Source organism: Mesorhizobium sp. CNPSo 4689, from assembly GCF_057784325.1.
This window is the reverse complement of sequence record NZ_JBWLUZ010000027.1, coordinates 46642-71943: the sequence shown is the minus strand read 5'-3', so window position 1 is coordinate 71943 and position 25302 is coordinate 46642. Positions and strand designations below refer to the sequence as shown.

Below are 25302 nucleotides of genomic sequence, written 5' to 3'. Positions count from 1 at the left end.
CCCGCATCCAGCTTCATTAGCGGCTCGGCGGTAGCAAAGCCGTCACTCGCTAGGGCGCTGTTGAGGGCGCGCTCGCGAGCGGCTTTGCTACGCCGAGCTACACCACCTGGAGCGAGCTCGCCCGATGTTGCGGGGTGGATTCGAATGCCCTTTACGCGATGGCCGGATAGCGATGCTGGAGGAAGTCGCTCGCAGCCGGTCTTCACGATCTGCGACGATTGCTTGTTCATGAATGCTGCCTGCTTCGTCGTCTGCGGCGGCCTGAGTGGTCCGCCGGCACGCCCCGAATGTCGATGCCTGTACCAAAGGCCGGCAAGAAGTCAGGGCTGGGAGCCGGCTTGTGCGGTCGTATCGTGTACGGGAATGTCGTCGAAGGACGCGTAGTTGAGATTGTAGAGATTGCAATAGAGCCCACCCATGGCCATCAGTTTGCGGTGGTTGCCGGTCTCAATGACCTGGCCATTCTGAAGTACGATGATGCGGTCGGCGCCGCGGATCGTTGCAAGGCGATGGGCGATGACGAGGCCAGTGCGGCCTTCAAGGAGTTTTCTCAGAGCGTTCTGAATCAGCATTTCCGTGGAGCTGTCGATGTTGGCGGTGGCCTCGTCAAGAACCAGGATCTTGGCGTCGGCAACGAGAGCGCGGGCGAAACTGACAAGCTGGCGTTGGCCCAGAGATAGGTTGCCACCGCGTTCGCCAAGTTGGGTCTCATACCCGTTGGCAAGGCTCATGATGAAGTCGTGGGCGCCGACCGCCTTGGCGGCCTCGATGACCTTGTCGCGCGTGGCTTCCGGCTTATGGTAGCGAATGTTTTCGAACACCGTCCCTGTGAAGAGGAACGGCTCCTGGAGCACCATGGCGACCTGGCGGCCGAGCGATTCCTGAGTGAGATCGCGCACATCGTGCCCGCCGATGAGCACTTGCCCCCGCTGAACATCATAGAAGCGGCGGACGAGTGCCATCGCGCTCGATTTACCCGAGCCGGTCGGCCCGACCAAGGCGACCGTCTCGCCGGGATTGACCCGGAAGGAGACATTTTTCAGCACCGGATGGTTGGGATTGTAGCCGAAGGTGACCTCCTTGAACTCGACCGAGCCGTCCATTTCCGGCGAAAGCACCCTGGCATCCGGTTTGTCCTGGACCTCGATCTTAACGTCGAGCACATCGGTCAGGCGCCTGCCGGAGGTCATGGCGCGCTGCATGACCGAATATTGCAAGGTGAGTGAGCGAATTGGGTCAAAGAAGCGCTGGATGTAAAATAGGTAGGCGACCAACACGCCCACATCGATGCGACCACTCATGACCATGGAGCCGCCGGCCACGATGACGACGGCCATGGCGAGGCCGGTGAGGCCATCGACGATCGGCACCATGACCTGTGCATATTTGGCAGCGATCAGGTGAGCCCTGAGGTTGGCACGGGCCTTGTCGTCAAAAAGCATGAAATTCACCTGCTGGCGGTCCATGGACTGGACGGTGCGCACGCCGTGAATGGCTTCGGCCAGCGCGCCGTTGACGACCGAATTGGTCTCGCGTGCAGTCATGAAGGCTTCGCGGGCGCGCGGCAACCAGACGATGCGGATGATCAAAAGAGCCGGCAAGACCGAGAGCGTCAGGAGGCCCAGGCGGAAGTCGAGACACAGCATCACAAAAACTATGCCGAACAGAAGCGCAATATCGCCTACGGAATAGACCGAGGTTTCGAGGAATTCCTGGATGGAGTTGACGTCGCCTTGAAGGCGGGACATCAGGCGCCCGACCTCGGTCTTGTCCATGAAGGAGAGCGAGACCTTCTGCAGATGGCCAAACATGGCGCGGCGGATATCGAAGAGGACGTTCACGGCCATTTTCCCCACCACGGTTTCCTGCGTGTAGGAGGCGCCAAAATTACCCAGAATGGCGAGAGCGAACGCGCCGGCGGCCTTAAGCAGCGCGGAACGGTCAACGCCTGCCGGAGTCATGGCGTGGTCGATCGCGTAGCGGATGATCAGCGGGATGAGAAGCTGCGTGCCGATGAATATCAGCAATGCGGCGACCGAGATGACTACCATGGCGCGGTAGGGACGAACAAAGGCCCAGATGCGCCAAATGATGTTCTTGTCGAAGGCCCGGCCGAACATCTCCTCCTCGGTGCGATGGGAGCCGACGACCGCGCGCGGGGGGCGTCTACCGTCGTCATTGGGTTCGGTCTCGAGTTCGCTGGCGTGCCCCTTGGCCATCAGGGCGCGCCTCTCTGCGCGATCGCGATGTCATCGCCCGGGCGCAACTGGAGATCGTAAAGGGCCTTATAGCGTCCTCCCTTAGCCAAAAGCTCTTGATGGGTGCCGCGTTCGACGACCTCGCCATTGTCGACAAAAAGGATCTGGTCAGCGTGCATAAGCGAACTCAGCCGGTGGGCGATGATGATCGTCACCCTATCCTTGGCGAAACGTCGTATCGCCAGGCGGATACGCTGCTCGGTGGCGGCATCGATCGCGGCCGTCGAGTCGTCGAAAACGACGACCGAGGGGCGCAGCATCATGGTGCGAGCAATCGTGAGACGCTGGCGCTGGCCGCCAGAGAGAGAGACGCCGCGTTCGCCGACGACCGTCTCGTAGCCTGCGGGGAGGCCGAGGATGTAGTTGTGGAGCTGGGCGAACTCGCCAGCGCGTTTGATTCGCTGTCTCTTCGCCCAGGGATCGCCATAAGCGATGTTGTTCTCGATCGTGGTGGTGAACAGGAATGCATCCTGCTGTACGACGGCGACCGCGTTGCGAAGCGTCGCGAGGGTGACCCCGCGGATGTCCTGCCCGTCAAGCGTGATGGTGCCCCCGGTGACATCGTAAAAGCGGGGGATCAGGTGAGCCATTGTCGATTTGCCCGATCCCGGCGGACCAACAATCGCGATCGTCTCGCCCCTACGGGCCTCAAAGGTGATGTTCTTCAGAACGGCGCTGTTTCCGGTGCCGGAATATGCAAACGAGACATTGTCGAAGCGCAGAGTGCCTTCGTTGATCTCGAGCGGTGTGGCGTCGGGAGCATCCCTGATCGTGATGTCCTGATCGAGGAAACCGAAGAGACGCGAACCGCAAGTGGAAGCGCGGGCAAACGCATTGACCATCAGGCCCACCTGGCGGACCGGCATTTGCAGGATCGTCATGAAGGCCAGGAACGTTGTGAGGGTTCCGACCCTAACCTCGCCGGCGATGAGCTTGTTGCAACCGATCCAGAGGACCAACCCCAAGGCGAAAAAGAAAGACAGGTTCATCGCTGACGTGTTGGGTACGTAGACGTCAACCTGGTCGTGGGCGAGGTCGAGCGCGTTCTTCGAAGCGCGGTCGAACTTCAGCATCTCATAAGCCTGAGCCGAAAAGGCGCGGACGACGCGGATGCCTGCGAGATTTTCCTCCATGACGCGGCTTAGGACCGAAAGCCGCTCCTGCAGGTCGAGCCAGGTGGCGCTCAGCCTAAGCTGTGTGACCGACGATCGCCAGGCGACGAAAGGCACGAAGCTCAGCGCGACTACGCCGAGCACCGGGTCGGTTGAGATCATCGTGTAGGCGCCGATCCCGATCAGAATGGTGAGCAGTAGCACGCGAACCAGGGCCGTGGAAAAATACATCCGCACGCCCTCGAGATCGAGCATGCCGATAGTTATCAGATCGCCTGAATGCTCCCGGTCGTGAAAGGAAAAGCTGAGACGCTGGATCTTGTCGTAACAAGCGAGCCGCAGTTCGTGCGCCACGTGATGCCCGACGGCTTCGGCAAAATAGTTCTGCGCCATCGTGAAGAGGCCGCGCAGCGCGCTCACGGCAAGCAACAGGAGAGCCGGGGTCCAGAGCGCTTGTTCTGCAGCGGCTCCCGTGACACTGCCCCCGATGGCTATCTGGGTCTGGTCGACAGCCCGGCCAAGAAGCTGGGGAATGAGCAGCTGGAGGATTGCCGCTGCGATCGTCGATCCGAAAGCGAAGGCGACCTGCCGCGGGTGACGCAAATTCATACGCGTAATGCGCAGCAGCGTGCTCAAGCCCCGGCCCCAAGCGGGCCGCTTCCATATGCGCGGACGAATTGAGAGAGGTCGTGCCATCACTGCTCACGGGTGTGTTTCCGACTGAATTTTGCGCCTTCATCCTGGCCACCAGCTGCTGCGGAGCCTGACCCGACAAGCCGAGCCACGGCTTCACTTACGGGCATGTCAATCACCGTGATTCCGCTTGCCGCAAGGAAACGGGCTTCGTTTCTGGTCAGCGTTTGCGCATCCATTATCGTGCAACGTGGGCCTTCGGAGCGCTTCATGATCTGCCTGGCGAAGGTGCGCAGCATCTGATCGTTGAAGCGGCAGCCAACGAAGAAAAAGCCACGGTTCGTGCGCCGCTCCTTCACCACGTCAGGGATCGGCGTCTGAATGTCTATTTCGGTCAGGACTTCGACATAGTCCGAATCTGCTACCAGGAAATTTGCGGTCGGCCTAATGCTGCCGTGAGGTGTATAGAGAACCGTCTTTGCCACCGACTGGGGTTCGAGTCCGCTGCCGGCCAAGTCATAGGTTTTCGTCCAAATGTCACCGAATTCGTTCGCCCGCGTCACGCCTTGTATCTCGACGACGTCCGTTCGGCCGGTGTCTACGAGGGCCGCGCGCATAGCGCCGTCGTACCAGCTGTCGATGATGAGGGAGAGCGGCAGCTTTGCGAGCCAGCCGTGGAGGACGCTCGGCGCCGCCGGCGCTGCGAATATCTCGGCCATCCACGCTTGAAGCGTCCGGCGATGCCGGCGCTGTTCGATGAACTGTGCGACCGACCACATATTGGTGCGAATCTTGGAAGGGGCTGGCGCGCGTGTGTTGAGCGCCGCGGCGACGGCTTCCGGGCTGTGCGGTACAGGTTCCGCAGAGTTGAACGCAAGAAGACCCGGACCGAGATACGGGATCACCTGATCGGCGGCGAGCGCTTCCTTCGCCAGTCCAAGCAGGTTTTCGGCAAAACTGTCCCGGACGACAACGAGGTGGCCCGAGGTCTGAATGGTGTTCATGCTCGTTTCCTCTTGACGCCCTCATCACCCGGCAGGATCAGACCTCGTCGGAAATCTTCCTGGCCTCGACGGTGATCGGCAGACGCGTATCCCGTGGAAGGTCGGGCAGGACGAACCGCCACCCGTTCCTGAGCGTTACGGCCCCGCCCCACAACTCCTCGTTCTCGCGCTTGACGATCGGCTCTTCGAGGTCCTTCTTGGGGACATACGCCGACAAGCCTGCATCGGTCCTGCGGATCATGACTTTCATCTGGCCGTCCCTTCATTGGTATTGCTTTCGGCACTGCAAGGAACCTCGACTTTGTCGAGGCTCATAAGTTCACGCGCTCGCATGCCGACGACCGTGCCGCGATCGACCCATTCGACCGCATAGATGAAGAACTGCTGGAGAAAGGTGCCAATGTCGCGCACATAACCCTCGTCACCCTTCCGCACGAGGTTTTCGCCGATCTCCCTGCCAGGATAGGTGCCGTCATTCTTTATGTGGCGAGTGGCACGGACACGCTCTCCCGGCATGAATCGTGGAGGCTTGCGGATCTCGACCTCCTGTTCGCGTCCCAGCCACATGGGCGTTCCTTCATTTTTCTTGAGGGCTGCAGGTTGTCGGCAAAGGGTTCCAGGCGCCCTCCGGCGAGCCCGGCCCTGTCGGTAGCCGAATTGGAATCAAGCGGGAACGCAAGTCTTCGGCACCGGACATACCGAGGCGCATTGCTGCGTGTCGAAGGCCTCGTTGCATTCGGTGCACTTGTCCGGATCGATCACGTAGGTCTCGCCCTTGAACTTGATCGCTACGGAGGGACATTCGAACTCGCAAGCGCCGCATTGGGTGCATTGGGATGCGATGATCTTGAAAGCCATTTTAACTCCTGGTTTGATTGGAATGAGACGGCTCAGGCCGTCGCCGCCAGTGTTTGAATCCCAAACTCGGCGGCGTAAAGCGCGCTGATTGCGGTCTCGATGTAGTCATGGCCATAAGCGTCGATTGCTCGGATTCCAGCTTCCGCCAGCCGATCCTTGGGGCAGTCTCCGATCTTGGCGCACAGCACGATGTCCATGCCTTCCAACGCAGCGATGACGCCGTCGAGGGTGGCGTTTTCGCCCCGGCCGCCGAGGCAATACTGCTCGACCTTACGATGCCCGACCAAGCTGATCCCTCTCGGCGAGGCTTCATAAACCTGGAATTCCTTCGCATGGCCGAAGTGTTCGTTGACGCGGCCGCCGCCCCTGGTGGCCACGGCGACGAGAAGGGACTTGCCGGAACCCGCGGCCTTGACCATTCCGATCGCCTCGCTTCTAGCCGCCACGTGATCACGGCGCTCGTGCGCGACCACCTTTTGATAGGCTTCGCGCCTGCTGGGATCGTAGGTGACCTCGCCGGGAATGCTGTCGAGCGTGAATTCCTGGCCACGATCCTCGCCGAGCAGGCCGACGGCATCGGCCCGGCACTGCCGGCAGTGGCGCATCAACTTGGCGCCGCCTTCGACACGATCCTGAAGTGTCTTCATCTCCGTTGCATTTGGGCCGCGCTGCCCGGTCAGGCCGAAATGGGTACCGTGCGCCGGGTCGGAAATCAGCGGCATGACGTTATGCAGGAACGCGCCACGCTCCTTGACCCATCTATTCACCTCGATCAGATGCTCATCGTTCACGCCTGGGATCATCACCGAATTGATTTTGGTGAGGATGCCGCGCGCGGTCAGCATCTCCAGGCCCAGCATCTGCCGCTCGTGCAGGATCCGGGCGGCTTCGATGCCAGTGTGGCGGCGATGGTCGTAAAAGATCCAAGGATAGATCTTTGCACCGACTTCAGGATCGACCATGTTGACGGTGATCGTCACGTGATCGACATTCATGTCGGCGAGTTCGGCGACATGGTCCGGCAGCGCTAGACCGTTGGTGGAGATACACAGCTTGATGTCGGGGATTTCCCTGGCAACTCGGTCGAACGTTGCCTTTGTCTTTTTCCAGTCGTAGCAGGCATCGCCCGGTCCGGCGATGCCGAGTACAGAAAGCTGCGGCACCTCGTTGGCGACCGCGATCACTTTGCGTAGCGCCTGGTCGGGTGTCAGCTTTTCCGAAGCGACTCCAGGCCGACTCTCGTTGGCGCAGTCATATTTGCGATTGCAGTAGTTACACTGGACGTTGCAAGCCGGGGCGACCGCGACGTGCATGCGTGCGAAGTAGTGATGCGCTTCTTCCGAAAAGCAGGGGTGATCCTTGATCTTCTCCCAGACAGCCGGCTCGATGTCCTCCGGCTTTCCTGACAAGCCACAGGTTGAAGATGCGCAGCCACCGGGTTTCGCGGTCGCCAGCAACTGGGATGTCGTGCTGGTCAGGCCCTCAAGCGAAATCATCGGTGCGGGCATCGAACGGCTCCGTTGCTGGTAACGTCGCAGTTCAAGGCGCAAGAGCCATGCCAGCTCAAAGAGCGGTTTTGGTTCCCCAATTGGCTTTCCGTGTTGGGTTCTGTCGGTTTACTGCGACACACTTTTGTCGGGCTTCCGACAGTGGGCAAGCAAATCAGGTCGTAAAGGCTACCACCCCTAGGCGCGCAGACTGTGAGGAAGGCTACTCCGGCCTGACGGTTGGCGTCATCAGGACGCCTAGAATTTCTTCACCTCGATACCATGCCGGCGCAGAGCGTAGCCGACCTGCCGCGGCGTGAGGCCGAGGATACGAGCCGCCCTGGCCTGAACCCAACCGGCCTTCTCCATCGCGTCGGTCAGGCGGTCGCGTTCCGTCAGATGCGAGCTTGCGGGGCAAGTCGGATCATTCGGGTAGACGACCTTGACGGGCGATGCCTCGCCTTGCGGGGCACCGATGCGCCGAACCGGCATCGTATCACGCTGGGAGAGTTCGTCGAAGGCATTGCCGCCATTCGAACGGTGGGCTGCTTTCCAGAGGAGCGACGAAAGGCATCGGCTGTTCTTGCAGGCGAAATCCGATGGAGTTATCGTCCTTGAACGCGCAAGTGTAGCCGTCCTTTGCACGCAGTTCTCCAGCTCCCGGACATTGCCAGGGAAATAGCATTGCGAGATCAGATCAAGCGCCGACGGCGCGAAAGCGAGCTCGCGATGGTTGTCCTTGTTGAACCGGTCGAGGAAGGCCTTCGCAAGGCGTGGAATATCGCCGGCTCGCTCTCTGAGCGGGGGCAGGATGATTGGCACAACATTGATGCGGTAATATAGGTCGGCCCTGAACTCCCCATTTACGACAGCCGTCTCGAGATCCTTGTTGGTGGCGCATATGAGCCGGACATCGACCTGAAGCGTTCTCGTGCCGCCCACTCGCTCCAGTTCACCTTCCTGCAGGACGCGCAACAGCTTGGCTTGAAAAGCAGGCGAAATCTCGCCGATTTCGTCAAGTAGCAGCGTTCCGCCATTTGCCAATTCGAATCGGCCGGCGCGCTGGGAGATAGCGCCGGTGAAGGCGCCCTTTTCGTGTCCAAACAGCTCTGATTCCAAAACGCTTTCAGACAGTGCGGCGCAGTTCAATTTGACGAAGGCCTTCTTCCCCCGAGGTGAAAGCTTATGGATGGCCTGGGCAAAGAATTCCTTGCCGGTGCCGCTTTCGCCCCGCAGAAGCACGGTGGAATTAGTCCTTGCCACGATCTCTACGGTTTCGAGGACCTGCTTGAGTGCGGGACTTTCCCCTATGATCCCGTCGAGCTTGACATGCCGATGCCTTGCTGGGTCGGTCCTCTCCTCGTCGAGCCATTTCTCCGGTCTCCGTTGCTCGCCGAGGAACCGCTGTCGATCCATACTGCGGATGCGATGGAGACGAATGGTGCGGCCGACAAGGTCGGCGACCATGGTTAGGAAACGTACGTCCTCGTCGCAAAGGGAGCTGGTCTCGCCGTCACCGATGCGGTCGATCGACAATGTCCCAAGGATTTCGTGCTCAGCCTTTACCGGGATACCGATGAAGGCAATTGGTTTTGTGTCACCGCTCGAAGACGGTTGAAGGTCGGCCTGAAATAGTTCGGACTTGCTAACATCGTGTATGACGAGCGGCGCCCTGGTGGCGACGATCCGGTCTAGCGCGGCTTGCGGTATGATGCGGCCAATTCCTGATTGAGGTGGTGGGCGGGAGCTGCCGGTGGTTGCGGTAATCTCCGGCTCCGCTTCGCAATCCAGGACGACGATTGCTCCATGACGCATCTGCACAAATGAGGAGAGCGTATTCACGACATTGGCAATCGTGATCTCAAGCCGAGTGGGGGCGGTCAGGAGGACCTTCGATATCTCGTAGATTCCCCTGAACGAGATATCCGCTTCGTGAATGGAGTTGATCCGTGTTTCAGGCAGGATGTTTCGAGGTCCTACTTCATCGACCCGATCTCGCAGTACGTGAGCCATGCAAACACCTCAGGGGTTGTCATCCAGGGTGCTTCTCCCAAGCGCCGTTTTGTATTTTCCAAAACCCACACTATTCACTAGCTTTTTCTAATGTGAGAGATCATCTAGCAGCGGCTGACGTGCCGAAACTTCAGGTCTGGTAAGATTCAGGCTCTTGAAACGAGGCGCGTCGGTCATCCGAATTTGAAGAGGACACCGAAGCCGCCGCGTGGATAGTTCCACTCGATCTCGCCACTGGTCTCGCACAATATCCGGCAGGTGCCGCACTCCATGCAGCCGTCGGCGCTGATCTCCACTTGACCTCTGTCGTTCAACTCATAGCATTTCGCCGGGCAGACGTGGGTCAGCGCGAGCAAGTTCGCGCTTGGCCTCTCGTGCGGTCGCACTTTGATATGCGGACGGCCGGAATCCACCAGGTAGCGGTTCTGGTAAAGCTTGTCCTCGACACGTGAGTTCGTCACTGCGATCGACATTTCGTCTCCCTTCAGCGCCACGCGAATGCAAGGCGGACCGCGTCGCTGACCAGGCCCCAGCGCGAGCGCGCCTTGATGAAGGCCGCCGTGGTCGCCTTTTCCTTCTCGATCTTCGGCGTGCCGTCGACACGCATGAAGTTCTGCGCGGCTTGCGACATCAACCGCGGATAGGTTGTGAAGTAATTGCAGGAATTGGTGTGGAGCAAAGCCGGCATGTCTTTGTATTTCCTCAGGTCCTTGACCACGAAGGACTTGTCCAGCATGGCTTTGTAAAGGGCGAGGTTCCGTTTGGTCATGGGACCGTTGTGGCTCTTAACCTTGACGATTGCCTCAGCCGCGATACGGCCGGAGGTCATGGCGAGGTTCGAACCCTCGCGGTGAACGGCGTTGTTCAGTTGCGCGGCATCGCCAACGACGACCCAACCATCGCCCAAAAGCTGCGGTATCGCCTTGTAGCCGCCTTCGGGAATGAGATGCGCGGAATATTCTTTCAGCTCTGAGCCGGCGATCAGCGGCCGGATCGAAGGATGGCGTTTTAAGGCGTCGAGGAGGACGTAAGGACTTTCCATCCTTGCGGCGAAATCGGAGACGAGGCAGCCAATGCCCAGTGAGATCGACTCCTTGTTGGTGTAGAGGAAGCCGAGCCCGGCCATGCTGCGCGAAATCGTACCCACCGCCTCGATCACGCAGCCTTCGTCGCCCTTTAGGCCGAACCGCTGCTCGATGACCTCTTCGGGCAGGAAATGCATTTCTTTGACGGCAAGCGCCACGGTTTCCGGCTTCGGCATCTCGCGCAGGCAGGCCCGCGTGCCAAGCAGTCCGGACACACCTTCTGCGAGCACGACCACGTCCGCGTAGATCGCTCCGCCGGCCCGATCTGTGCGGACGCCGATCACCTTGCCATTGGCATCACGGACAAGTTCCGTCACGGTCGTCTCGCACAGAACCGTCGCGCCGGCCTCGCGCACCTTGCGCGAAAACCATTTATCGAACTGGGCACGGATGATCGTATAGCGGTTGGGCTTCGCCTCATTGAAGTCGTCCGACCGATAGTGAATCCCGGTGTGGGACGTGGCGTCCATGACCCAAAGCCGCTGTTCAACCAAGTGCCGCTCGAGAGGCGCATCATCCCGGAAATCCGGGATGATCTTCTCCATCATGTTCGCGTACATGATGGCACCCTGGACATTCTTGGAGCCCGGATATTCACCCCGCTCCAGCTGCAGCACCTTCAGGCCTTGGCTTGCCATGGTGTAAGCAGCTGCGTTTCCGGACATGCCGGCCCCAATAACAATGGCGTCGAAATTTTCCCCGATCATGTCCATCTGCCTTAGCTCGCAAGCTTATCGCGATTGTGGGGCGACAGCCGGCGGGTGAAGGCTTCCGTCAGGGCGGGCAGGAAGCGAATCGCGTCGGTGACGATCCCGAGGTGGGCGAAATCGAAGATCGGCGCGTTCGGGTCGGTATTGATGGCCACGATGAGATCCGCCCCCTCGACGCCAACCCGATGCTGGATGGCGCCGGAAATCCCGGCCGCTATGTAAAGCTTCGGTCGGATGGTTTTGCCGGTTTGGCCGATCTGGCGATCAGCCGGCATCCAACCCTTCTGGACCAGCGGGCGCGAACAGCCATGCTCGGCGCCGATCGCTCGCGCGAGACTCTTCACAAGTTGCAGGTTCTCCGCTCCGCCGAGACCAAGGCCTCCCGCAACCACCACATCGGCATAGGCGAGATTTGCCTTTCCCGACTGGCTATCCGGCAGGAAGGCGAGGACTTTGGTGACGATTTCGTCCTCGGCTAGCGACAGCTTGTGCGGGATGACACGCCCGACCGGCCTATCCGCTCGCTGCGGCATGGGCATGACCCTCGGTCGCACCGTCGCCATCTGTGGCCGGTAGTTGAGCGTATAGATCGTGCATAACAAGGAACCACCGAATGTCGGACGGGTCGCGGCCAGCGAACCGTCGGCATCCACGTCGAGTTCAGTGCAGTCTGCTGTGAGCCCTGTCAGCAAGGTCGTCGCGACGGAACCGGCGAGATCCCGGCCGAGCGTGGTCGCACCGAGAAGTACGATCTCGGGTTTGTAAGTATCAACCAGATCCGTCATCGCCTTGGTGAAAGGCTCGTTCCGATAGTCGACGAGCAGCGGCGCCTCGACGATGTAGACAAGGTCGGCGCCATAGGCGAAGGCCTCGGCGACCGCGTTCTGGGTGGCTTCTCCTGCTGGTCCGAGCACGACGCCCGCAAGCTGGACGCCAAGCTTGTCGGCTAGCTTGCGGCCCTCGCCGAGCAGTTCGAAGGATACGGGATGGACCTGGCCGCGTTCGAGCTCGATGAAAACCCAGACGTGCCGATAGTCCTTGAAACGCTCGGGAAGCTCCTTCTTTATGCCGGCACGGCCGGCGGCAGGGCGGGGGGTGTCTGGTTTCGCGCTCGACATATGGTCTGCTCCTTGCCGTTACGCGCCGCCGTTGAAGGCGAGATCCGGTTCCAGCGCCGGCTGGCGGGTGAAGATTGCAGAAATCAGTTCGTCGGCGAGATCGCGCAACGCCTTCTCGGCGGTGTCAATTTGCGCCGCCTTTTCCGCCCGCGCGCTAGGGGCGAAAACGCGCTTAACGACCGTCGGCGAGCCACGCAGGCCGCATTTGGTGAGGTCCTCGATGCCGGCCTCGGCTGCACTCCATTTCACGACCTGACTGCGCGCGGCGCACAGGGCGTCTTCGATCGAGCCCCGACGCATCTCATTGGTGCCTTCCAGCATGGTGATGAGGCAAGGCAGCCTGCTCTTCAGCTTCTGCGTACCGCCTTCACAACGGCGCTCGACCGTGATCTCGCGCGCAGCAAGATCAATGGAGGCGATTTTCGCAACGTAGGTGATTTGCACGAGATCGAGACGCTTGGCGATGCCGGGCCCGACTTGGGCGGTGTCGCCGTCGATCGTCTGCTTGCCCGTGAAGACCACGTCCGGCGTGCCGAACGTCTCGCCAATCTTCGCGATTGCCTGGGAAAGAGCAAAGGAGGTCGCCAGCGTGTCGGAACCGGCAAAATAGCGGTCGGTCAAAAGCACTGCGCGATCAGCGCCGTATCCGAGCGCCTTACGCAGGGAGTCCTCTGCCATGGGCGGACCCATAGTGAGCACGGTAACCTCGCCACCATAAGCGTCGCGTAGCCTGAGTGCTTCTTCGAGGGCGAACAGATCGTAAGGGTTGATGATGGTCGGCACACCCTGGCGCATGATCGTGTTCGTCACCGGATGGACGCGGATCTGTGCCGAGTCTGGCACCTGCTTGATGCAGATTACGATGTGCATTGGCTGTCTCGCTGGGCTCTTATCCGGATGCGGGCTTGGCGGTGCAGCTGCTTGGTCGCATCATTCGTGCCAACCGTTTTCCTGCCCTTTTCTTCCAGAAATTCGGTTGGTTGCTTCTGATGCGCCGTCGCGATGACCGGATTTGTCGGCTTCGCGACATTGTCGCGTCGCAACCGTGTCGGGCTCATTCCTGTCCGAACCGCTTCAGTACGGTGTCGAACGGGACGAAGGTGCGGCCCGGCGTGGCAGGGTTGTTCGGATCGTGGTCTTTGAGCACCTTGAAGACCCGATGCGCGAGCGGCGAGGAAATCGCGAAGTCCTCGTAAGCGCGTTCGAGCGTGGCGCGCACCCGCGCGGCAATCACCTGGTCGGGCAGACCGGAGAAATCTTCTTCGGCAAGGTATTGGCCCACGCGCTTCATGATATGGAGCCGCGAGACATTCAGCACCTTCGGGTCATAGGAGACGCCAAGGACTGCGAAGAACTCCTCCGCAGCCGACAGGCGCTTCAGTCGCGCGAGGATGTCGGTGACATCAATGGGGCGGCTGTCAGCGGAACAATTCATTGCATTCTCCCTGGTCGGAAAACTGTGGTGTGGGTGCGTTCGTCGCAGGGCTGACCTGCGCGCAATCCGCGGTTGGAGGAATGAAATGGGATGAACCAGCGATGCCTGCCTCGCTGAACATTTTATCGTAGAGCTCGACCAGTTGAGTTGCAGTGACGGTCGATTTGGTTTCGGCCGCCTTGCGTCGGACGCGGGCCACCATAGCGGCCGCCAGATCCGGGTCGAGATCGCGGCCGCTTTCGCTCAGTACATGGGCAATCGCCGTGGCGCCGGAATGCTTGCCGATGACGATACGCCGGCAGCGGCCCACGAGAGCCGGATCGAGCCCCTGATAGCTACGCGCGTCCTTCAGCAACCCAGCGACGTGGATGCCGGATTCGTGGGTGAAAACATCGGCGCCGACGACCGGCTTCATGGCTGCTGTCGGCCGGCGCGCGGCCCGCGCCACCTGGCCGGCGAGGTGGGGCAACGCGGTCAGCTCGATGCCGGTATCCGCGCCGTCGAGGACCGCCATCGCTGCGGCGACCTCTTCCAGCGCGGCATTGCCGGCGCGCTCGCCGAGCCCGAGGACGGTGACAGAGGCATGGCGCGCGCCGGCGCGGATCGCGGCCAGCGTGTTGGCGGTAGCGAGGCCGAGATCGTTGTGGCCATGAAATTCAAGGTCGATTGAAGACCGCGCCACGAGCTGGGCGACAAGTTCGAAGGTCGAAAAGGGGTCGAGAACGCCGACCGTGTCGGCCAGCCTGACGCGGCTTGCGCCGGCGCGCGCGGCTGTCTCGATGACGCGCGCGAGATGATCCCGATCGGCCCGCGAGGCATCCTCGCAGCCCACCGCGACGAATAAGCCGTCAGCAGCCGCGCGCCTGACCATATGCTCGACGACCTGGAGCGCTCCCGGCCGATCGAGACCGAGCTTGGCGGCAAGCTGGATGTCTGATGCAGGCAGCGACAGATTGACGGCGGGGACGCCGCTCTCGATGGCTGCATCGAGATCCTGCGACGTCATCCGGCACCAGGCCGTGAGCCGAACCGGAAGCCGCCGCGCGACCGCGGCGCGAATTGTTTCGATCTCATCGGCGCCCATGACCGGCGTGCCGATCTCGATCTCTGGGAGGCCGGCTGCCGCAAGAGCCTCGGCGATCTCCAGCTTTTCTGCCGTCGTAAAGGCGACGCCGGGCGCCTGCTCGCCATCGCGCAAGGTTGTATCGTTGAGAAAGACCCGACGGTTCATGAGTGACTACCGGTTCTTCCGGCGCCGGAGCATAGACCCGATTGAAGGTTTTCGGCACTTCGCTTGCCCGGCCCAGAATTGCGAACGCCACGCAGCCTCTCCACGATCGCGGGCATGACTTCGAGCACCCGATCGACGTCCTCTTCGCCGTTGTCGCGCGCGAAGGAAAAGCGGACTGCCCCGTATGGCGTGTTCATCGCCCTCAAGACATGGCTCGGTTCCAGTGAACCGGAGGTACAGGCGGAGCCGGCCGAACAGGCGATGCCCGCGCGGCTGAGGAGAAGTGGGATTGCATCGCCCTGGATATGTTCGAAGGCGATGTTTGCGGTGTTCGACAACCGCTCCAGCGGATCGCCAGTGACGAAGGTGTTTGGGATGCGCTGGAGGATCCCGCCCTCCAGGCGGTCGCGGAGCGACTTTACCCGTGTGGTCGCGTCGTCCATGAATTTCAGGGCGAGTTCGGCCGCCATGCCGAGCCCGACGATGCCGGGCGTATTCTCGGTGCCAGCACGCCGGTCGTGCTCTTGGTGACCCCCCTTGATCAGCGAGCGGAAGTTGACGCCACGTTTTACGTAGAGTGCGCCGATCCCTTTCGGGCCATGCAGCTTGTGGCCGGAGAGCGACAGCATGTCGATCGCGGTCGATTTCAGGTCCATCGGAAGCTTGCCGACCGCCTGCACAGCATCGGTATGGAAAAGGGCGCCCACTTCCTTGGCCAACTCGGCAAGCCTGGCCACGGGGAAGATCATGCCAGTCTCGTTGTTCGCCCACATTATCGAGACGATTGCCACGTGTGGGGTGAGGGCGGCCATGTAGGCGTCGAGGTCGAGCTGGCCACGGCGATCCACCGGGATCCTGTGCACCTTGACGCCGCGGGTCTTCTCAAGATGCGCACAGAGCGTCAGCACGGCGGGATGCTCGACCGCAGAAGTCACGATCTCGGTCCGGTTGGGCATCGCTTCGAGCGCCGAAAGAAGCGCTGCATTGTCGCTTTCTGTTCCACCCGAGGTGAAGATGATCTCATCGTCGAACGCCGCGCCGACCAGCGCTTGCAACTGCCGCCGCGCTTTTCTCACCGCCGCACTGACTGAGGCACCAAAAGCGTGCGCCGACGAAGGGTTGCCGAATTGATCCGTAAAGAATGGCAACATCGCTTGCACGACCTCAGGATCGACCCGCGTGGTTGCGTTGTTGTCGAGATAGACAGGTCTCATGGGTACGATCCTCAATTGATCGGAATGACGCGAAGCGCGAGGCCGGTACCCCTCATTGAGCCTCTGGCGCATGCCGTCGATGGTGAAGGGGGCGAATTGGGAGCCGGTGTAGGTGGCCGACAGTTGACGTAGACTCGGTCGCCCTCGACACGACAAGTTCGCAATCCCCGTCGCGAGCCTGCAGGTAAGAACGCCCGCGGCCCCTATTTCGATCAGCCGGATTTGCTGCGTCGTCGTCGTTTTGGCGGTCGGCAGCTTCGGGTCCCGCTAGGACCTGGGCTGTTCTGGGCGGCAATGTTGTTCGCATGCCGCTTCGAAGCGATTGCCGGTCCCGAAATCGGCTTTGATCTTGTCTTGTTCTTGAGGGCGCGGACATCTGATGTGCCGGCCGTGTCCTCTGCCGTAATGCAGCCTTCGGCAGCCATCGCTGCATGGGCTCACGCAACCACTTCCTCGATGACTTCGAAGCATGCGAGGCAGCCGCGGCCAGGCTTTGTCTAGCGAGTGATTTGCTCGATAGTGGTTTGTCGATGGTGAGTTCGGTAAGCGCCGACAAGCAAGCGATCACGGGGCCGCAGCTGAAGGTTTGACGCTTGGCAGCAGTGATCCTTGCGATCATCGAATCGATGCTGATCATCGATTTAAGCGCGTCGCCACAGGCGATGGCGCCGACCTCACCTGCATTGGCTGTTACCAGAACGCCGGCATGCTTCCGGTTGAAGTGGTCCTTGGCCTTCTCGCTACAGTTCCACATGCGCATGTCTCGGGCGATCAGCCGAAGGACTTGCCGCAAGCGCACTTCTCCCGCGCGTTGGGATTGTCAAAGACAAAGCCGGAGGAGTCGAGCCCCGTGACGAAATCGACGGTCATGCCGGCGACATGGCGTTGGGAGTCTGCGTCCACAAACACCTTGACCCCATCTGTCTCAATGATCGCATCGCCCTCGCGCAAGACGCTCTCGAGGCCCATCTGGTATTTGAAGCCGGCACAGCCGCCGGTCTGGACCATGATCCGAAAGCCCTCCGCCGGCTCGCTGGCGCGGGAAAGAGCCGTCTTGACGGCGGCAACTGCGTTGTCGGTGAGCGTAACCATGGCTCGATTTCTCCTCAATGCGTGACGTAATTGAGGATGAGCGTGCATGTGCCGTGCCAAAGGAAAACCTTTTTCAAACAGTGTTTTGCCCCAGCATTCCTATGTCGGGTGTGCAACATTGTCGGATATTGGGAGTGTGCAAGCCGGTAGAATACGTGAATTCCGCCGGAGCAATGCTGTCCGCATTCATCCGAAAACAGCCGGGCAACCGACACGACCGTGCGATTTGTCGAATGCGCGACACAGTCGCGCTCGGCCTGAGTCCTGCTGCACTCTCACGCAAATCATTGACCAGTATGCAGAAGATTTCTTCCGAGGTCGCTTCTGGGGCAATTGGCACGACTTTTGAAGCTCACTTTTGGCGGAGCGGCAGAACTGCCGACCGATCGCATTTCGTGGGTGTGGCAATCGGTGGAACGAAGGAAGGGAAGCAAAATGTCAGGTTTGGGTCCGATCCGCTTTCTGCGGGAACGCAGCACCGCCCATGGAACGCCCGATCCGCCGATTGGCATCTACATCCACAATCGCTCACCACCTGGTAGCGCCGTCGATCGACTTGAGATGAGATTCGACCGGCATGTGCATTTACCGTCTACCGTCATGGCGTCCGCCGTTCAAACAGCACGCCCGGTTTCGAGCGGGTGCTGACGGCGGTGCGCACGCTCTCCAGCAATACTCTGTTCCTGGGTGAGCATGAGATCGTCATCGAGCATCATGTTGCGCTCTATCGGCTGAAGATCACCCGGCAGAGCAAGCTGATCCTCAACAAGTATGTGGAAGCAGGGGTAAGACATGGACCAGCGCGAGAGACCCTCGCCGGACGAAATCCGGCGAGCACGCGAAGACAGCCCCAAAATCCGTGACCGCGATTTCGCCGCCCTATTGGGCATTTCGGAAGCGGAGCTGGTCGCGGCACATTGCGGTTTCGGCACGGTGCGCGTCGAGCCGCGCGTCAATGATGTGCTGACCGGTCTCGAGGCGGTCGGCGAGGTGATGGCGCTGACCCGCAATGAAAGTGCCGTGCACGAGAAGATAGGCATCTACGATAGGGTGCTCACCGGCAACCATCATACCATGGTGCTCGGCGATGACATCGACCTGCGCATCTTCCCGAAGGTGTGGGCGCATGGCTTTGCCGTGGAGAAGCGCGATGGCGGGGAGATCCGCCGCAGCCTGCAATTCTTCGATGCGACCGGCGAAGCGATACACATAGTGCATTTAAGGCCGGCCTCCAACCTCTATGCCTATCAAAAACTGACAGACGAGCTCCAATCCTCGAACCAGGAGCCGATCGTGTCGGTTGGGGCGAGCGGAGTTGACAGTGACGCAGAGGTTCCGGACCAAGCCGCCACGGTCGAGGACTTACGCGAGCACTGGAGCCAGCTGACCGACGTGCATCAGTTCTTCGGCATGCTCAAGATGCTGAAGCTCAGCCGCTGTCAGGCTATGCGCATGGTCGGCCAGGATTACGCCTGGCTGCTCGACAATGCTGCCGTAGGCGCCATGTTCCATCACGCTGCCGAAGACGAAATGCCGATCATGTGCTTTGTCGGCAATCGTGGCTGCATCCAGATCCATTCCGGTCCGATCAAGTCGGTCAAGCAGATCGGCCCGCGGATCAATGTGCTCGACGAGACCTTCCACCTGCATCTCAGGACCCACCACATTCGTGAGGTCTGGGCCGTGCGCAAGCCGACCAGGGACGGTCACGTCACTCGAAGCCTATGGCGCCGACGGCAACATGATCATCCAGTTCTTCGGCACGCGCAAGGAAGGCGAACGAGAGCGCGGCGACTGGCGGTTCCTCGCTGAGAGCCTGCCGCGTATCCCAACCCCGTCAGCCGCGTAAGGTAAGATCCAATGCACGTTGTTTTCCGTTTTCATTCGGCGCTTGCGCCGGTGCTCTTCGTTCTGCTGGCCGTCGCTTTGCCTGCCGAGGCCTTTGAGGGCATAGCTGTCCCTTTCCCATCCGTCACGGATCGCCCGATCGGCGGCTCGATCACCGAGATCGTCTACGCGCTTAGCGAGGAAAGTCATCTCGTCGCTCGTAATTCGACGAGCTACTACCCGAAAGCCACGCTGAAGGTACCCGATGTCGGCTACATGCGTCAGCTGCCGGCGGAGGGTGTTCTGTCGGTCAGTCCGTCCAACATTCGGGCCTTGCATGGCAAGGGCGCGAAGGAAGCGGTCGTTGTGTTGACGAAATCGATCGGGCCCTTCATCGAGCTGCCCGAGCACCACCGCCATAAAGGCATCCTTGAATGATCCGCGTCGTCTGCCAGGCGCTCAGCGTCGATGCCAAAGGCCGAAAAGTTGGCGGTCGAGATGGATGCAAAGCTGAAGGCAGCCGAAAAAGCAGACCGCAATCGATCAAGGAACGCAAGCGCATAGCGTTCGTGCTGCCGGCGCAAGACGGCAAGATCTTTGCCGCGGGCAGCGACACAGCAGGCGAGGCCATCATCAAGCTGTCAATGCGGTCGAGGGTCTCTCCGGCTACAAGCAGATGTCCGAGGAGGTATCGTCACTGCCAGGCCAGATGTGATCCTGCCGATGAAGAATGCCGGGGCGCCGATCTCGGAGGACGAGCTGTTCGCGAACCCCTCCATCGCCTCGACCCACTGGCATAGTCCGCACGCTGATCAGCATGTACGGCGGCTGACCATCTCTGGCAGAATCTTGGCCTTTTTAATTGGGCCAAGTTCAGCCGCCTGCTTGCCCGCATTTTCCGACGCTGGCGCCCGGCAACACCTGCGGGCCCGTCCCCATCAGCCAAAGGCGAGAAAAGATAAAACGCACGCCTGATCCCATCCAAAACACCCGCCAAGCCAGGATGCAGAAGACAGCAATGAGCTCCAGCGCCCGGCAGTTCGCAGCCGTGCCTCTTCGGCATTGCAACCGCATTTCAGGATCTTGTGGAAGGTCTCGATCTTCCAGCGCATGGCCTACCAGTCGAGCTTCGCGAGTCGTCGTGGCAATGCACGGCGCAGGTCGGTGACCAGCTTCCAGCCGATCCTTGGCCGATGCTTTGGGTCCTCACGCTCCTGGGCGTACAGCACGTGAGGTCGAGCGCGGGATAGCGCTTCTGTTTGCCGATCGGCGGCAGGACATGGATGCGGCGGTATTTGATTTCGACCGCGTCTCAGGCCTGCCCTTGGCATCGCGAACCTCGACCTCATGCAGCCCGCGATCTCTTCCTCATTCATCTCCGCGGCGATCGTGTGCTCGCCATCACCCGCCAGGCCATCGACGCAATGGCTTAAATCAAGTGCAGCAGAAGCCAGGCCGAACAGCCCGGTGTCGCGGACTCGACAAAACCGACCGTGGATGTCGGTTGTCGGACGTTGTCCTAAGAATGATGGACAGGTGGTCATCAACTTAACGGCGGCGGGCCCAGTGCAAGCTGGGCATCGCTTGTGCAGCGGCATCGGTACGCCTATCCGGCACGCGACTTGCTACGACAATTTTATCAGCGGGGCGTCAGCAGTGCGTCACGAGCTCAGCGGTGATTGACCAGTCTCTAACCCAAACGGTGATAAGCGGCGGCTATGCTTTATGACCGCAGCGCGACGGAGATGCCCCTTCTGATTGAATTCGCAACCGATCTCATACGCGCTGGTGCGCAGGTGGGCTGTGTCGCGCACAGAATTTCAAGGCGCCTGAGCCGGGACGTATCCCTACTGGTAAAGGACTTTATGAACAGCGGTGCGATCTCAATGGAGCGCATGAACGCCTGATGTAGAGAAGCAAAAATGACGACCAACCCCGTTCCAGATCATGTCCCGCCCGAAATGGTGAGAGACTTCAGCCTGTTCACATCGCCAGGCATGCCACCAACACCCAACGGGGATCCACACGCAGCTGTCGCTTGCGCCCATGACGGGCCGCCGATCTTTTATTCCCCCTACAACACGCAAGATGGCCGGGGCACCTGGGTCATAACCCGCGCCGCAGACCAGCGTAAGGTGCTGCAGGACCCTGAAACTTTTTCCAGCCATCGCAGCATCTTCTCCTCCATACTGGGTGAAACCTGGCCGACGATCCCGCTTGAGCTCGATCCACCGGCCCATGGCGCATTTCGCTCACTACTCAGTCCGCTGCTTTCGCCAAAGCGGGTGAGGGTGTTGGAGCCGGCTGTCCGCGAGCGGGCGATCGAGCTGATCGAAAGGATCGTCGCATCGGGCACAAGCTGCGACGTCATGAAGGATTTTGCCTTTCCGTTCACAGTCAGCATCTTCCTTCGCTTTCTGGGGTTGCCGGATCAGGGACTCGATACATTTGTCGGCTGGGCGAAAGATCTGCTCCACGGTGACGATGTGAAACGACCTGTGGCTGCCCGGAAGATTGTGACTTTCATCGATGAACTTGCAACAAATCGCCGCAAGGAGCCGGTCGACGATCTCATGACCTTCATCGTGCAGGCACAGGTCGAGGGCCGCCGGCTGACCAACGAGGAGATCCGTGGCATCGGAGTGCTTGTATTCGTCGCGGGACTCGATAGCGTCGCAGCAGCTATAGGCTTTGACTTGGCTTATCTAGCGCGCAACCCCAAGGATCAGGAACTGCTGCGCAGCGAACCGGACCGCATCCTGCTCGCAACCGAAGAATTGCTGCGGGCCTATCCGCCCATTCAATTGATTCGGGTGGCTACGAAAGATATCGACTTTGAAGGCGCGCCGATCCGAAAGGGGGACTATGTTTCCTGCGCCACGATGATTGCAAATCGCGACCCGGCGGAATTCGAATCCCCCAACACGGTCGATCTGGCGCGAGAGGACAACCGCCACGCCGCCTTTGGCTACGGTCCCCACCGTTGCCTTGGCTCACACCTTGCCCGGCGGGAGATTGTCATTGGCCTGGAGGAGTGGCTGGCGCGCATCCCGACCTTCCGTATCAAGAAGGGTACGGCACCCATCGCCTCTGGCGGCCATGTGTTCGGGATCGAAAATTTGATCCTGGACTGGTCCTAGGCCCGCCCCGCGCCGGGGCACAGACAATGGAGGCAGCGCCATGCGCATTATCGTCCAAAATGCCAAATGCCAGGGTCACGCGCGATGCGCGGCGCAAGCGCCGGACATCTTCAAGCTTGATGACGAGGGTTACATCCTGCCCGGTGACATTCAAGTTGCGGAAGGGGAGGAACTGCCTGCATCGCGAGGCGCGCGATCCTGCCCCGAACGTGCGCTGGAACTCGACCGTACACCCGCTACGGGTTGAACCGGACGTCATTCAACCGACAGTCGAGCTAGAATGGCGTCGACGATGACCGCACACTGGAGGAGATGGCAGGCGACCCATGTCCCACCACCCTCCTCGCCCACCTGCGGCACGGGGCATCTCCGGCATCGAGGTGCTCCCTTGATGCCCAAACGGCAGGGCGGTGGTTCGCGAAACATCTCTTCCAATCTCAGAATTTGCGACAGAGCCGATGGACCAGACGAAAAATACCGAACTATTCGACCGTGAGCGGATCCGCGACTGCCTCTATCGGTACTGCCGCGGGATAGACCGCGCGGATGAAGCGGCCCTGCGCAGCGCGTACTGGCCTGATGCGCATGACAATCACGGGGCCTATTGCGGCTCGGCAGAGGGCTTTATCAGGTTTGCGCTCGGTGTCTTCAAGACCGGACCCCGCAACATCCATCACATCACGAACATCCTGATCGAATTCATCAGCTCGGCAGAGGCCGCGGTCGAGAGCTATTTCACCGCGCTGCAACGCGGACCGGACAGAGACGGAGAAGTACGCCAGACGCTCCTCTGCGGCCGTTACTGCGATCTGTTTCAGAAGAGGGAAGGGGAGTGGCGGATTGCCGAACGGACAGTTGTCTACGATTGGCTCGAGGAGCAGATCCCACCAGCGGTCGGCGAGGCAGAACGGTTCGGCCCGCGAAGGCCGATTGGAGCACCACATCCGAACGACCCGGTCTACACGCTTGGCAAGCGTCGCATTCCTTCTCGCCATGACCTTTCAGAGACTTCGAACGCGAGAGCCGTCGGCCGTGGGGAGTAAAGGCTATGACAACTTTGCAATGCCACAGCGATCACGGCGACAGACTGCCCGGTGAGGATGCGCCAAATAGGATTCCCTTTCTGCCCCGCGGCGGCGTGAGCCATCGCGCCGTCTATCCAGGTCTGCAACTGGCCGTCGCGCGGACTGGCTGCTTTAGCTCGACGCATCATTTTGTCGCTCAAAATTGATGGGCTGAGATCGCTGAGGGAGCGCGAGGGAAGTGTTCATGATGCAGACGGGACGCATCGTCCTCATCACGGGAGCCGCGGGTGGGATCGGCCGTGCCCTGGTCGAAATTCTAGCCAGGGATGGCGACACAGTCGTTGCGGTAGACCTTCCTGGCAGCGGCGTCATTGAACTGGCCCGTGGTCTCGGCCACCCGCACCTCGGACTCGAGTGCGACGTCTCGCGGGAGGAGGATGTTCTCGCGCTTTACCGTCGACTTGAAGTACAGTTCGCGCACATCAGCGTCCTCATCAACAACGCCGCGACGGGACCCACCATGGCTGCGACTGTCGACACCGGTGTCGATGCCTTCCGCCTCGCTCTGGCAGTAAATTTGATTGGACCATTCGTGATGGCCCGTGAAGCGGCGAGGCGCATGAGGCCGGGCAGCGTCATCGTCAATGTCGCCTCGATGGCGGGGATCGTCGGCAATCCCAAGCGCAACGCCTACGCTGCCTCGAAAGCGGGCCTGATCTCGTTGACGAAGTCGCTCGCATGCGAGTGGGCCTCTCGCGGCATTCGCGTGACGGCGGTAGCGCCGGGCTACGTGCGCACCCCGATGGTCTCGGAACTGGAACGCGCTGGCGATATGGACCTCGCGGCGGTGCGCCGCCGCGTGCCGCTGGGGCGCTTGGCGCGCCCGGATGAGATCGCCCTCGCCGTGCGTTTTCTAGCCAGCACGCAGGCCCGCTACATCACCGGTTCGGTGCTGGCTGTCGACGGAGGCTGGATGTCATTTAACCAGCCGGGGGATGCGCACCCGCCGGTCGATGGGACGCCCCAAGCCGAACTCTGCTGTCCGCCCGAATGCATCGATACGCGGATCGTGCTCGTCACGGGGGGCGCGAGCGGCATAGGCGCGGCCGTCGTTCGCCGTTTTGCCGCAAACGGCGATACCGTTGTGATTGCTGACAGAGATGGCGCTGCAGCGGCAGAGCTGGCTGCGTGGCTCCGCGGCAAGAACCCGGCCAAATGCGTGGACGTGGCCGTCGAGGGCGAGGTGGTGGCGCTGTTCGAGGAACTGCGGGGACGCTTCGGGCGCATCGATGTCCTCGTCAACGGTGCTGCTGTCGCCGACACTTTTTTGTCGGGAATCGAACAAATGCCGGAACACATCGAACACGTCCTGGATGTCAATCTTACCGCCGCCTTCACCTGCGCGCGCGAGGCAATCAAGGCGATGTGTCCTGGCGGCGTGATCCTCAACCTCGGATCGATCTGCAGCTTTCTGCCGTTCGTGCCGCACCATGCCTATGGCGCCTCCATGGCCGGGATGGACATACTGACGCGATGCATGGCGGCCGAACTCGGGCCGATTGGCATTCGGACAGCCACCGTCGCCCCTGGCTACATCCGCACGCCTGGCGTTGCTCAGTTGGCGAAGGTCAGCCGCATCGATACGGCAACGATCGGACGACGCATTCCAATGGGTAGGATGGGACAGCCGGAAGACGTTGCTGAGGCCGCGTTCTTCCTGGCTTCGTCTGCCGCCTCGTATGTCAGCGGCTCCATTCTCTACGTGGACGGCGGCTGGACCACTTTCGGTGATGCGGGAAACGCCAGCGAACTCGATAACGAGTATTTTGCGGAGGCAGGGTGTTGACTGCCGATTTTCCACAGACGACGGACTGCGGCTCATCGAAAAGCCGAGGACGTCCAAGGCTTCAGGGTCCGGCTGCACGCGGCGCCCGCACTGCAGTGAGCGAAGATGTCATCTTCGGCGATGACGAAAGCCACCGTCCTCATCGCTGTCGAAGCAGCTCCAACCGCTCCATACGCCTGCAACCAACGAATGGGGCCGCAAGGCCACGCCGCCG

Annotated in this window: 22 protein-coding genes and 2 pseudogenes; 7 read left to right on the top strand and 17 right to left on the bottom strand. The window is 60.8% G+C overall.

Annotation, left to right across the window (positions count from 1 at the left end; translation table 11 throughout):
- Positions 1–320: 320 nt before the first annotated feature.
- The 17 genes from AC04SI_RS25750 to AC04SI_RS25670 form a co-directional block, all read right to left on the bottom strand.
- Entirely contained in the window at positions 321–2219 is a 1899-nt protein-coding gene (locus tag AC04SI_RS25750; RefSeq protein ID WP_488475135.1) for an ABC transporter ATP-binding protein, read from the bottom strand.
- Complete coding sequence (locus tag AC04SI_RS25745; RefSeq protein WP_488475134.1) at positions 2219–4006, bottom strand: ABC transporter ATP-binding protein; 1788 nt, start codon at positions 4004–4006, stop codon at positions 2219–2221. The genes AC04SI_RS25750 and AC04SI_RS25745 overlap by 1 nt, the downstream gene beginning before the upstream one ends.
- 59 nt (positions 4007–4065) lie before the next feature.
- Positions 4066–5007, bottom strand: coding sequence for an SIR2 family NAD-dependent protein deacylase (locus AC04SI_RS25740; protein WP_488475133.1), 942 nt, complete (start codon positions 5005–5007; stop codon positions 4066–4068).
- A gap of 37 nt (positions 5008–5044) precedes the next feature.
- The gene (nifT, locus tag AC04SI_RS25735; RefSeq protein WP_488475132.1) at positions 5045–5257 is read right to left on the bottom strand and encodes a putative nitrogen fixation protein NifT; all 213 of its coding nucleotides are present in this window, start codon (positions 5255–5257) and stop codon (positions 5045–5047) included.
- Positions 5254–5574 carry a nitrogen fixation protein NifZ gene (locus tag AC04SI_RS25730; protein ID WP_488475131.1) on the bottom strand — a complete coding sequence of 107 codons (321 nt, stop codon included), beginning with the start codon at positions 5572–5574 and terminating at the stop codon, positions 5254–5256. The genes nifT and AC04SI_RS25730 overlap by 4 nt, the downstream gene beginning before the upstream one ends.
- A gap of 96 nt (positions 5575–5670) precedes the next feature.
- The gene (locus AC04SI_RS25725; RefSeq protein ID WP_488475130.1) at positions 5671–5865 is read right to left on the bottom strand and encodes a 4Fe-4S binding protein; all 195 of its coding nucleotides are present in this window, start codon (positions 5863–5865) and stop codon (positions 5671–5673) included.
- Positions 5866–5897: 32 nt separating this feature from the next.
- Positions 5898–7373 (bottom strand): nitrogenase cofactor biosynthesis protein NifB, encoded by a 1476-nt coding sequence (nifB, locus tag AC04SI_RS25720; protein WP_488475129.1) that lies wholly within the window; start codon positions 7371–7373, stop codon positions 5898–5900.
- A gap of 237 nt (positions 7374–7610) precedes the next feature.
- Positions 7611–9365, bottom strand: a complete 1755-nt coding sequence (gene nifA / locus AC04SI_RS25715; RefSeq protein WP_488475128.1) for a nif-specific transcriptional activator NifA — start codon at positions 9363–9365, stop codon at positions 7611–7613.
- Between the two features lie 173 nt (positions 9366–9538).
- Positions 9539–9838: a ferredoxin family protein gene (locus AC04SI_RS25710; protein WP_488475127.1), complete on the bottom strand. Its 300-nt coding sequence runs from the start codon at positions 9836–9838 to the stop codon at positions 9539–9541.
- Between the two features lie 11 nt (positions 9839–9849).
- Positions 9850–11157, bottom strand: a complete 1308-nt coding sequence (locus AC04SI_RS25705) for an FAD-binding protein (protein WP_488475126.1) — start codon at positions 11155–11157, stop codon at positions 9850–9852.
- A gap of 11 nt (positions 11158–11168) precedes the next feature.
- Complete coding sequence (locus AC04SI_RS25700) at positions 11169–12278, bottom strand: electron transfer flavoprotein subunit alpha/FixB family protein (RefSeq protein ID WP_488475125.1); 1110 nt, start codon at positions 12276–12278, stop codon at positions 11169–11171.
- A gap of 18 nt (positions 12279–12296) precedes the next feature.
- The gene (locus AC04SI_RS25695) at positions 12297–13148 is read right to left on the bottom strand and encodes an electron transfer flavoprotein subunit beta/FixA family protein (RefSeq protein WP_488475124.1); all 852 of its coding nucleotides are present in this window, start codon (positions 13146–13148) and stop codon (positions 12297–12299) included.
- A gap of 184 nt (positions 13149–13332) precedes the next feature.
- Positions 13333–13713, bottom strand: coding sequence for a nitrogenase stabilizing/protective protein NifW (gene nifW, locus AC04SI_RS25690; RefSeq protein ID WP_488475123.1), 381 nt, complete (start codon positions 13711–13713; stop codon positions 13333–13335).
- Entirely contained in the window at positions 13697–14944 is a 1248-nt protein-coding gene (gene nifV / locus AC04SI_RS25685; RefSeq protein ID WP_488475122.1) for a homocitrate synthase, read from the bottom strand. The genes nifW and nifV overlap by 17 nt, the downstream gene beginning before the upstream one ends.
- Positions 14941–16158, bottom strand: coding sequence for a cysteine desulfurase NifS (gene nifS, locus AC04SI_RS25680; RefSeq protein ID WP_488475121.1), 1218 nt, complete (start codon positions 16156–16158; stop codon positions 14941–14943). Before nifS ends, nifV begins: the two co-directional genes overlap by 4 nt.
- A gap of 52 nt (positions 16159–16210) precedes the next feature.
- The gene (locus tag AC04SI_RS25675; protein ID WP_488475143.1) at positions 16211–16912 is read right to left on the bottom strand and encodes an iron-sulfur cluster assembly scaffold protein; all 702 of its coding nucleotides are present in this window, start codon (positions 16910–16912) and stop codon (positions 16211–16213) included.
- Positions 16913–16929: 17 nt separating this feature from the next.
- On the bottom strand, positions 16930–17250 hold the full coding sequence (locus tag AC04SI_RS25670) for a HesB/IscA family protein (RefSeq protein WP_488475120.1): 321 nt from the start codon (positions 17248–17250) through the stop codon (positions 16930–16932).
- 641 nt (positions 17251–17891) lie between these two features.
- Here AC04SI_RS25670 and hemP point away from each other — a divergent pair.
- From hemP to AC04SI_RS25635, 7 genes and pseudogenes are all read left to right on the top strand, one after another.
- Positions 17892–18020: pseudogene (hemP, locus tag AC04SI_RS25665) on the top strand (hemin uptake protein HemP); the annotation flags it as partial.
- Positions 18021–18042: 22 nt separating this feature from the next.
- Positions 18043–19099 (top strand): annotated as a pseudogene (locus tag AC04SI_RS25660) (hemin-degrading factor).
- An 11-nt stretch (positions 19100–19110) separates the two neighbouring features.
- Entirely contained in the window at positions 19111–19515 is a 405-nt protein-coding gene (locus AC04SI_RS25655; RefSeq protein ID WP_488475119.1) for a TroA family protein, read from the top strand.
- 1484 nt (positions 19516–20999) lie between these two features.
- Positions 21000–22217, top strand: a complete 1218-nt coding sequence (locus AC04SI_RS25650) for a cytochrome P450 (protein ID WP_488475118.1) — start codon at positions 21000–21002, stop codon at positions 22215–22217.
- Between the two features lie 40 nt (positions 22218–22257).
- Positions 22258–22464 carry a ferredoxin gene (locus AC04SI_RS25645; RefSeq protein WP_488475117.1) on the top strand — a complete coding sequence of 69 codons (207 nt, stop codon included), beginning with the start codon at positions 22258–22260 and terminating at the stop codon, positions 22462–22464.
- 211 nt (positions 22465–22675) lie between these two features.
- On the top strand, positions 22676–23260 hold the full coding sequence (locus AC04SI_RS25640) for a nuclear transport factor 2 family protein (protein WP_488475116.1): 585 nt from the start codon (positions 22676–22678) through the stop codon (positions 23258–23260).
- 226 nt (positions 23261–23486) lie between these two features.
- On the top strand, positions 23487–25088 hold the full coding sequence (locus AC04SI_RS25635; RefSeq protein ID WP_488475115.1) for an SDR family oxidoreductase: 1602 nt from the start codon (positions 23487–23489) through the stop codon (positions 25086–25088).
- Positions 25089–25302: the final 214 nt, after the last annotated feature.

Coding starts and splice junctions, on each gene's coding strand:
- AC04SI_RS25750 (WP_488475135.1), bottom strand. CDS start 2,219: ATGGCCAAGGGGCACGCCAGCGAACTCGAGACCGAACCCAATGACGAC.
- AC04SI_RS25740 (WP_488475133.1), bottom strand. CDS start 5,007: ATGAACACCATTCAGACCTCGGGCCACCTCGTTGTCGTCCGGGACAGT.
- nifT (WP_488475132.1), bottom strand. CDS start 5,257: ATGAAAGTCATGATCCGCAGGACCGATGCAGGCTTGTCGGCGTATGTC.
- AC04SI_RS25730 (WP_488475131.1), bottom strand. CDS start 5,574: ATGTGGCTGGGACGCGAACAGGAGGTCGAGATCCGCAAGCCTCCACGA.
- AC04SI_RS25725 (WP_488475130.1), bottom strand. CDS start 5,865: ATGGCTTTCAAGATCATCGCATCCCAATGCACCCAATGCGGCGCTTGC.
- nifB (WP_488475129.1), bottom strand. CDS start 7,373: ATGCCCGCACCGATGATTTCGCTTGAGGGCCTGACCAGCACGACATCC.
- nifA (WP_488475128.1), bottom strand. CDS start 9,365: ATGGCTCACGTACTGCGAGATCGGGTCGATGAAGTAGGACCTCGAAAC.
- AC04SI_RS25710 (WP_488475127.1), bottom strand. CDS start 9,838: ATGTCGATCGCAGTGACGAACTCACGTGTCGAGGACAAGCTTTACCAG.
- AC04SI_RS25705 (WP_488475126.1), bottom strand. CDS start 11,157: ATGATCGGGGAAAATTTCGACGCCATTGTTATTGGGGCCGGCATGTCC.
- AC04SI_RS25700 (WP_488475125.1), bottom strand. CDS start 12,278: ATGTCGAGCGCGAAACCAGACACCCCCCGCCCTGCCGCCGGCCGTGCC.
- AC04SI_RS25695 (WP_488475124.1), bottom strand. CDS start 13,148: ATGCACATCGTAATCTGCATCAAGCAGGTGCCAGACTCGGCACAGATC.
- nifW (WP_488475123.1), bottom strand. CDS start 13,713: ATGAATTGTTCCGCTGACAGCCGCCCCATTGATGTCACCGACATCCTC.
- nifV (WP_488475122.1), bottom strand. CDS start 14,944: ATGAACCGTCGGGTCTTTCTCAACGATACAACCTTGCGCGATGGCGAG.
- nifS (WP_488475121.1), bottom strand. CDS start 16,158: ATGAGACCTGTCTATCTCGACAACAACGCAACCACGCGGGTCGATCCT.
- AC04SI_RS25675 (WP_488475143.1), bottom strand. CDS start 16,912: ATGTGGAACTGTAGCGAGAAGGCCAAGGACCACTTCAACCGGAAGCAT.
- AC04SI_RS25670 (WP_488475120.1), bottom strand. CDS start 17,250: ATGGTTACGCTCACCGACAACGCAGTTGCCGCCGTCAAGACGGCTCTT.
- AC04SI_RS25655 (WP_488475119.1), top strand. CDS start 19,111: ATGCACGTTGTTTTCCGTTTTCATTCGGCGCTTGCGCCGGTGCTCTTC.
- AC04SI_RS25650 (WP_488475118.1), top strand. CDS start 21,000: ATGACGACCAACCCCGTTCCAGATCATGTCCCGCCCGAAATGGTGAGA.
- AC04SI_RS25645 (WP_488475117.1), top strand. CDS start 22,258: ATGCGCATTATCGTCCAAAATGCCAAATGCCAGGGTCACGCGCGATGC.
- AC04SI_RS25640 (WP_488475116.1), top strand. CDS start 22,676: ATGGACCAGACGAAAAATACCGAACTATTCGACCGTGAGCGGATCCGC.
- AC04SI_RS25635 (WP_488475115.1), top strand. CDS start 23,487: ATGATGCAGACGGGACGCATCGTCCTCATCACGGGAGCCGCGGGTGGG.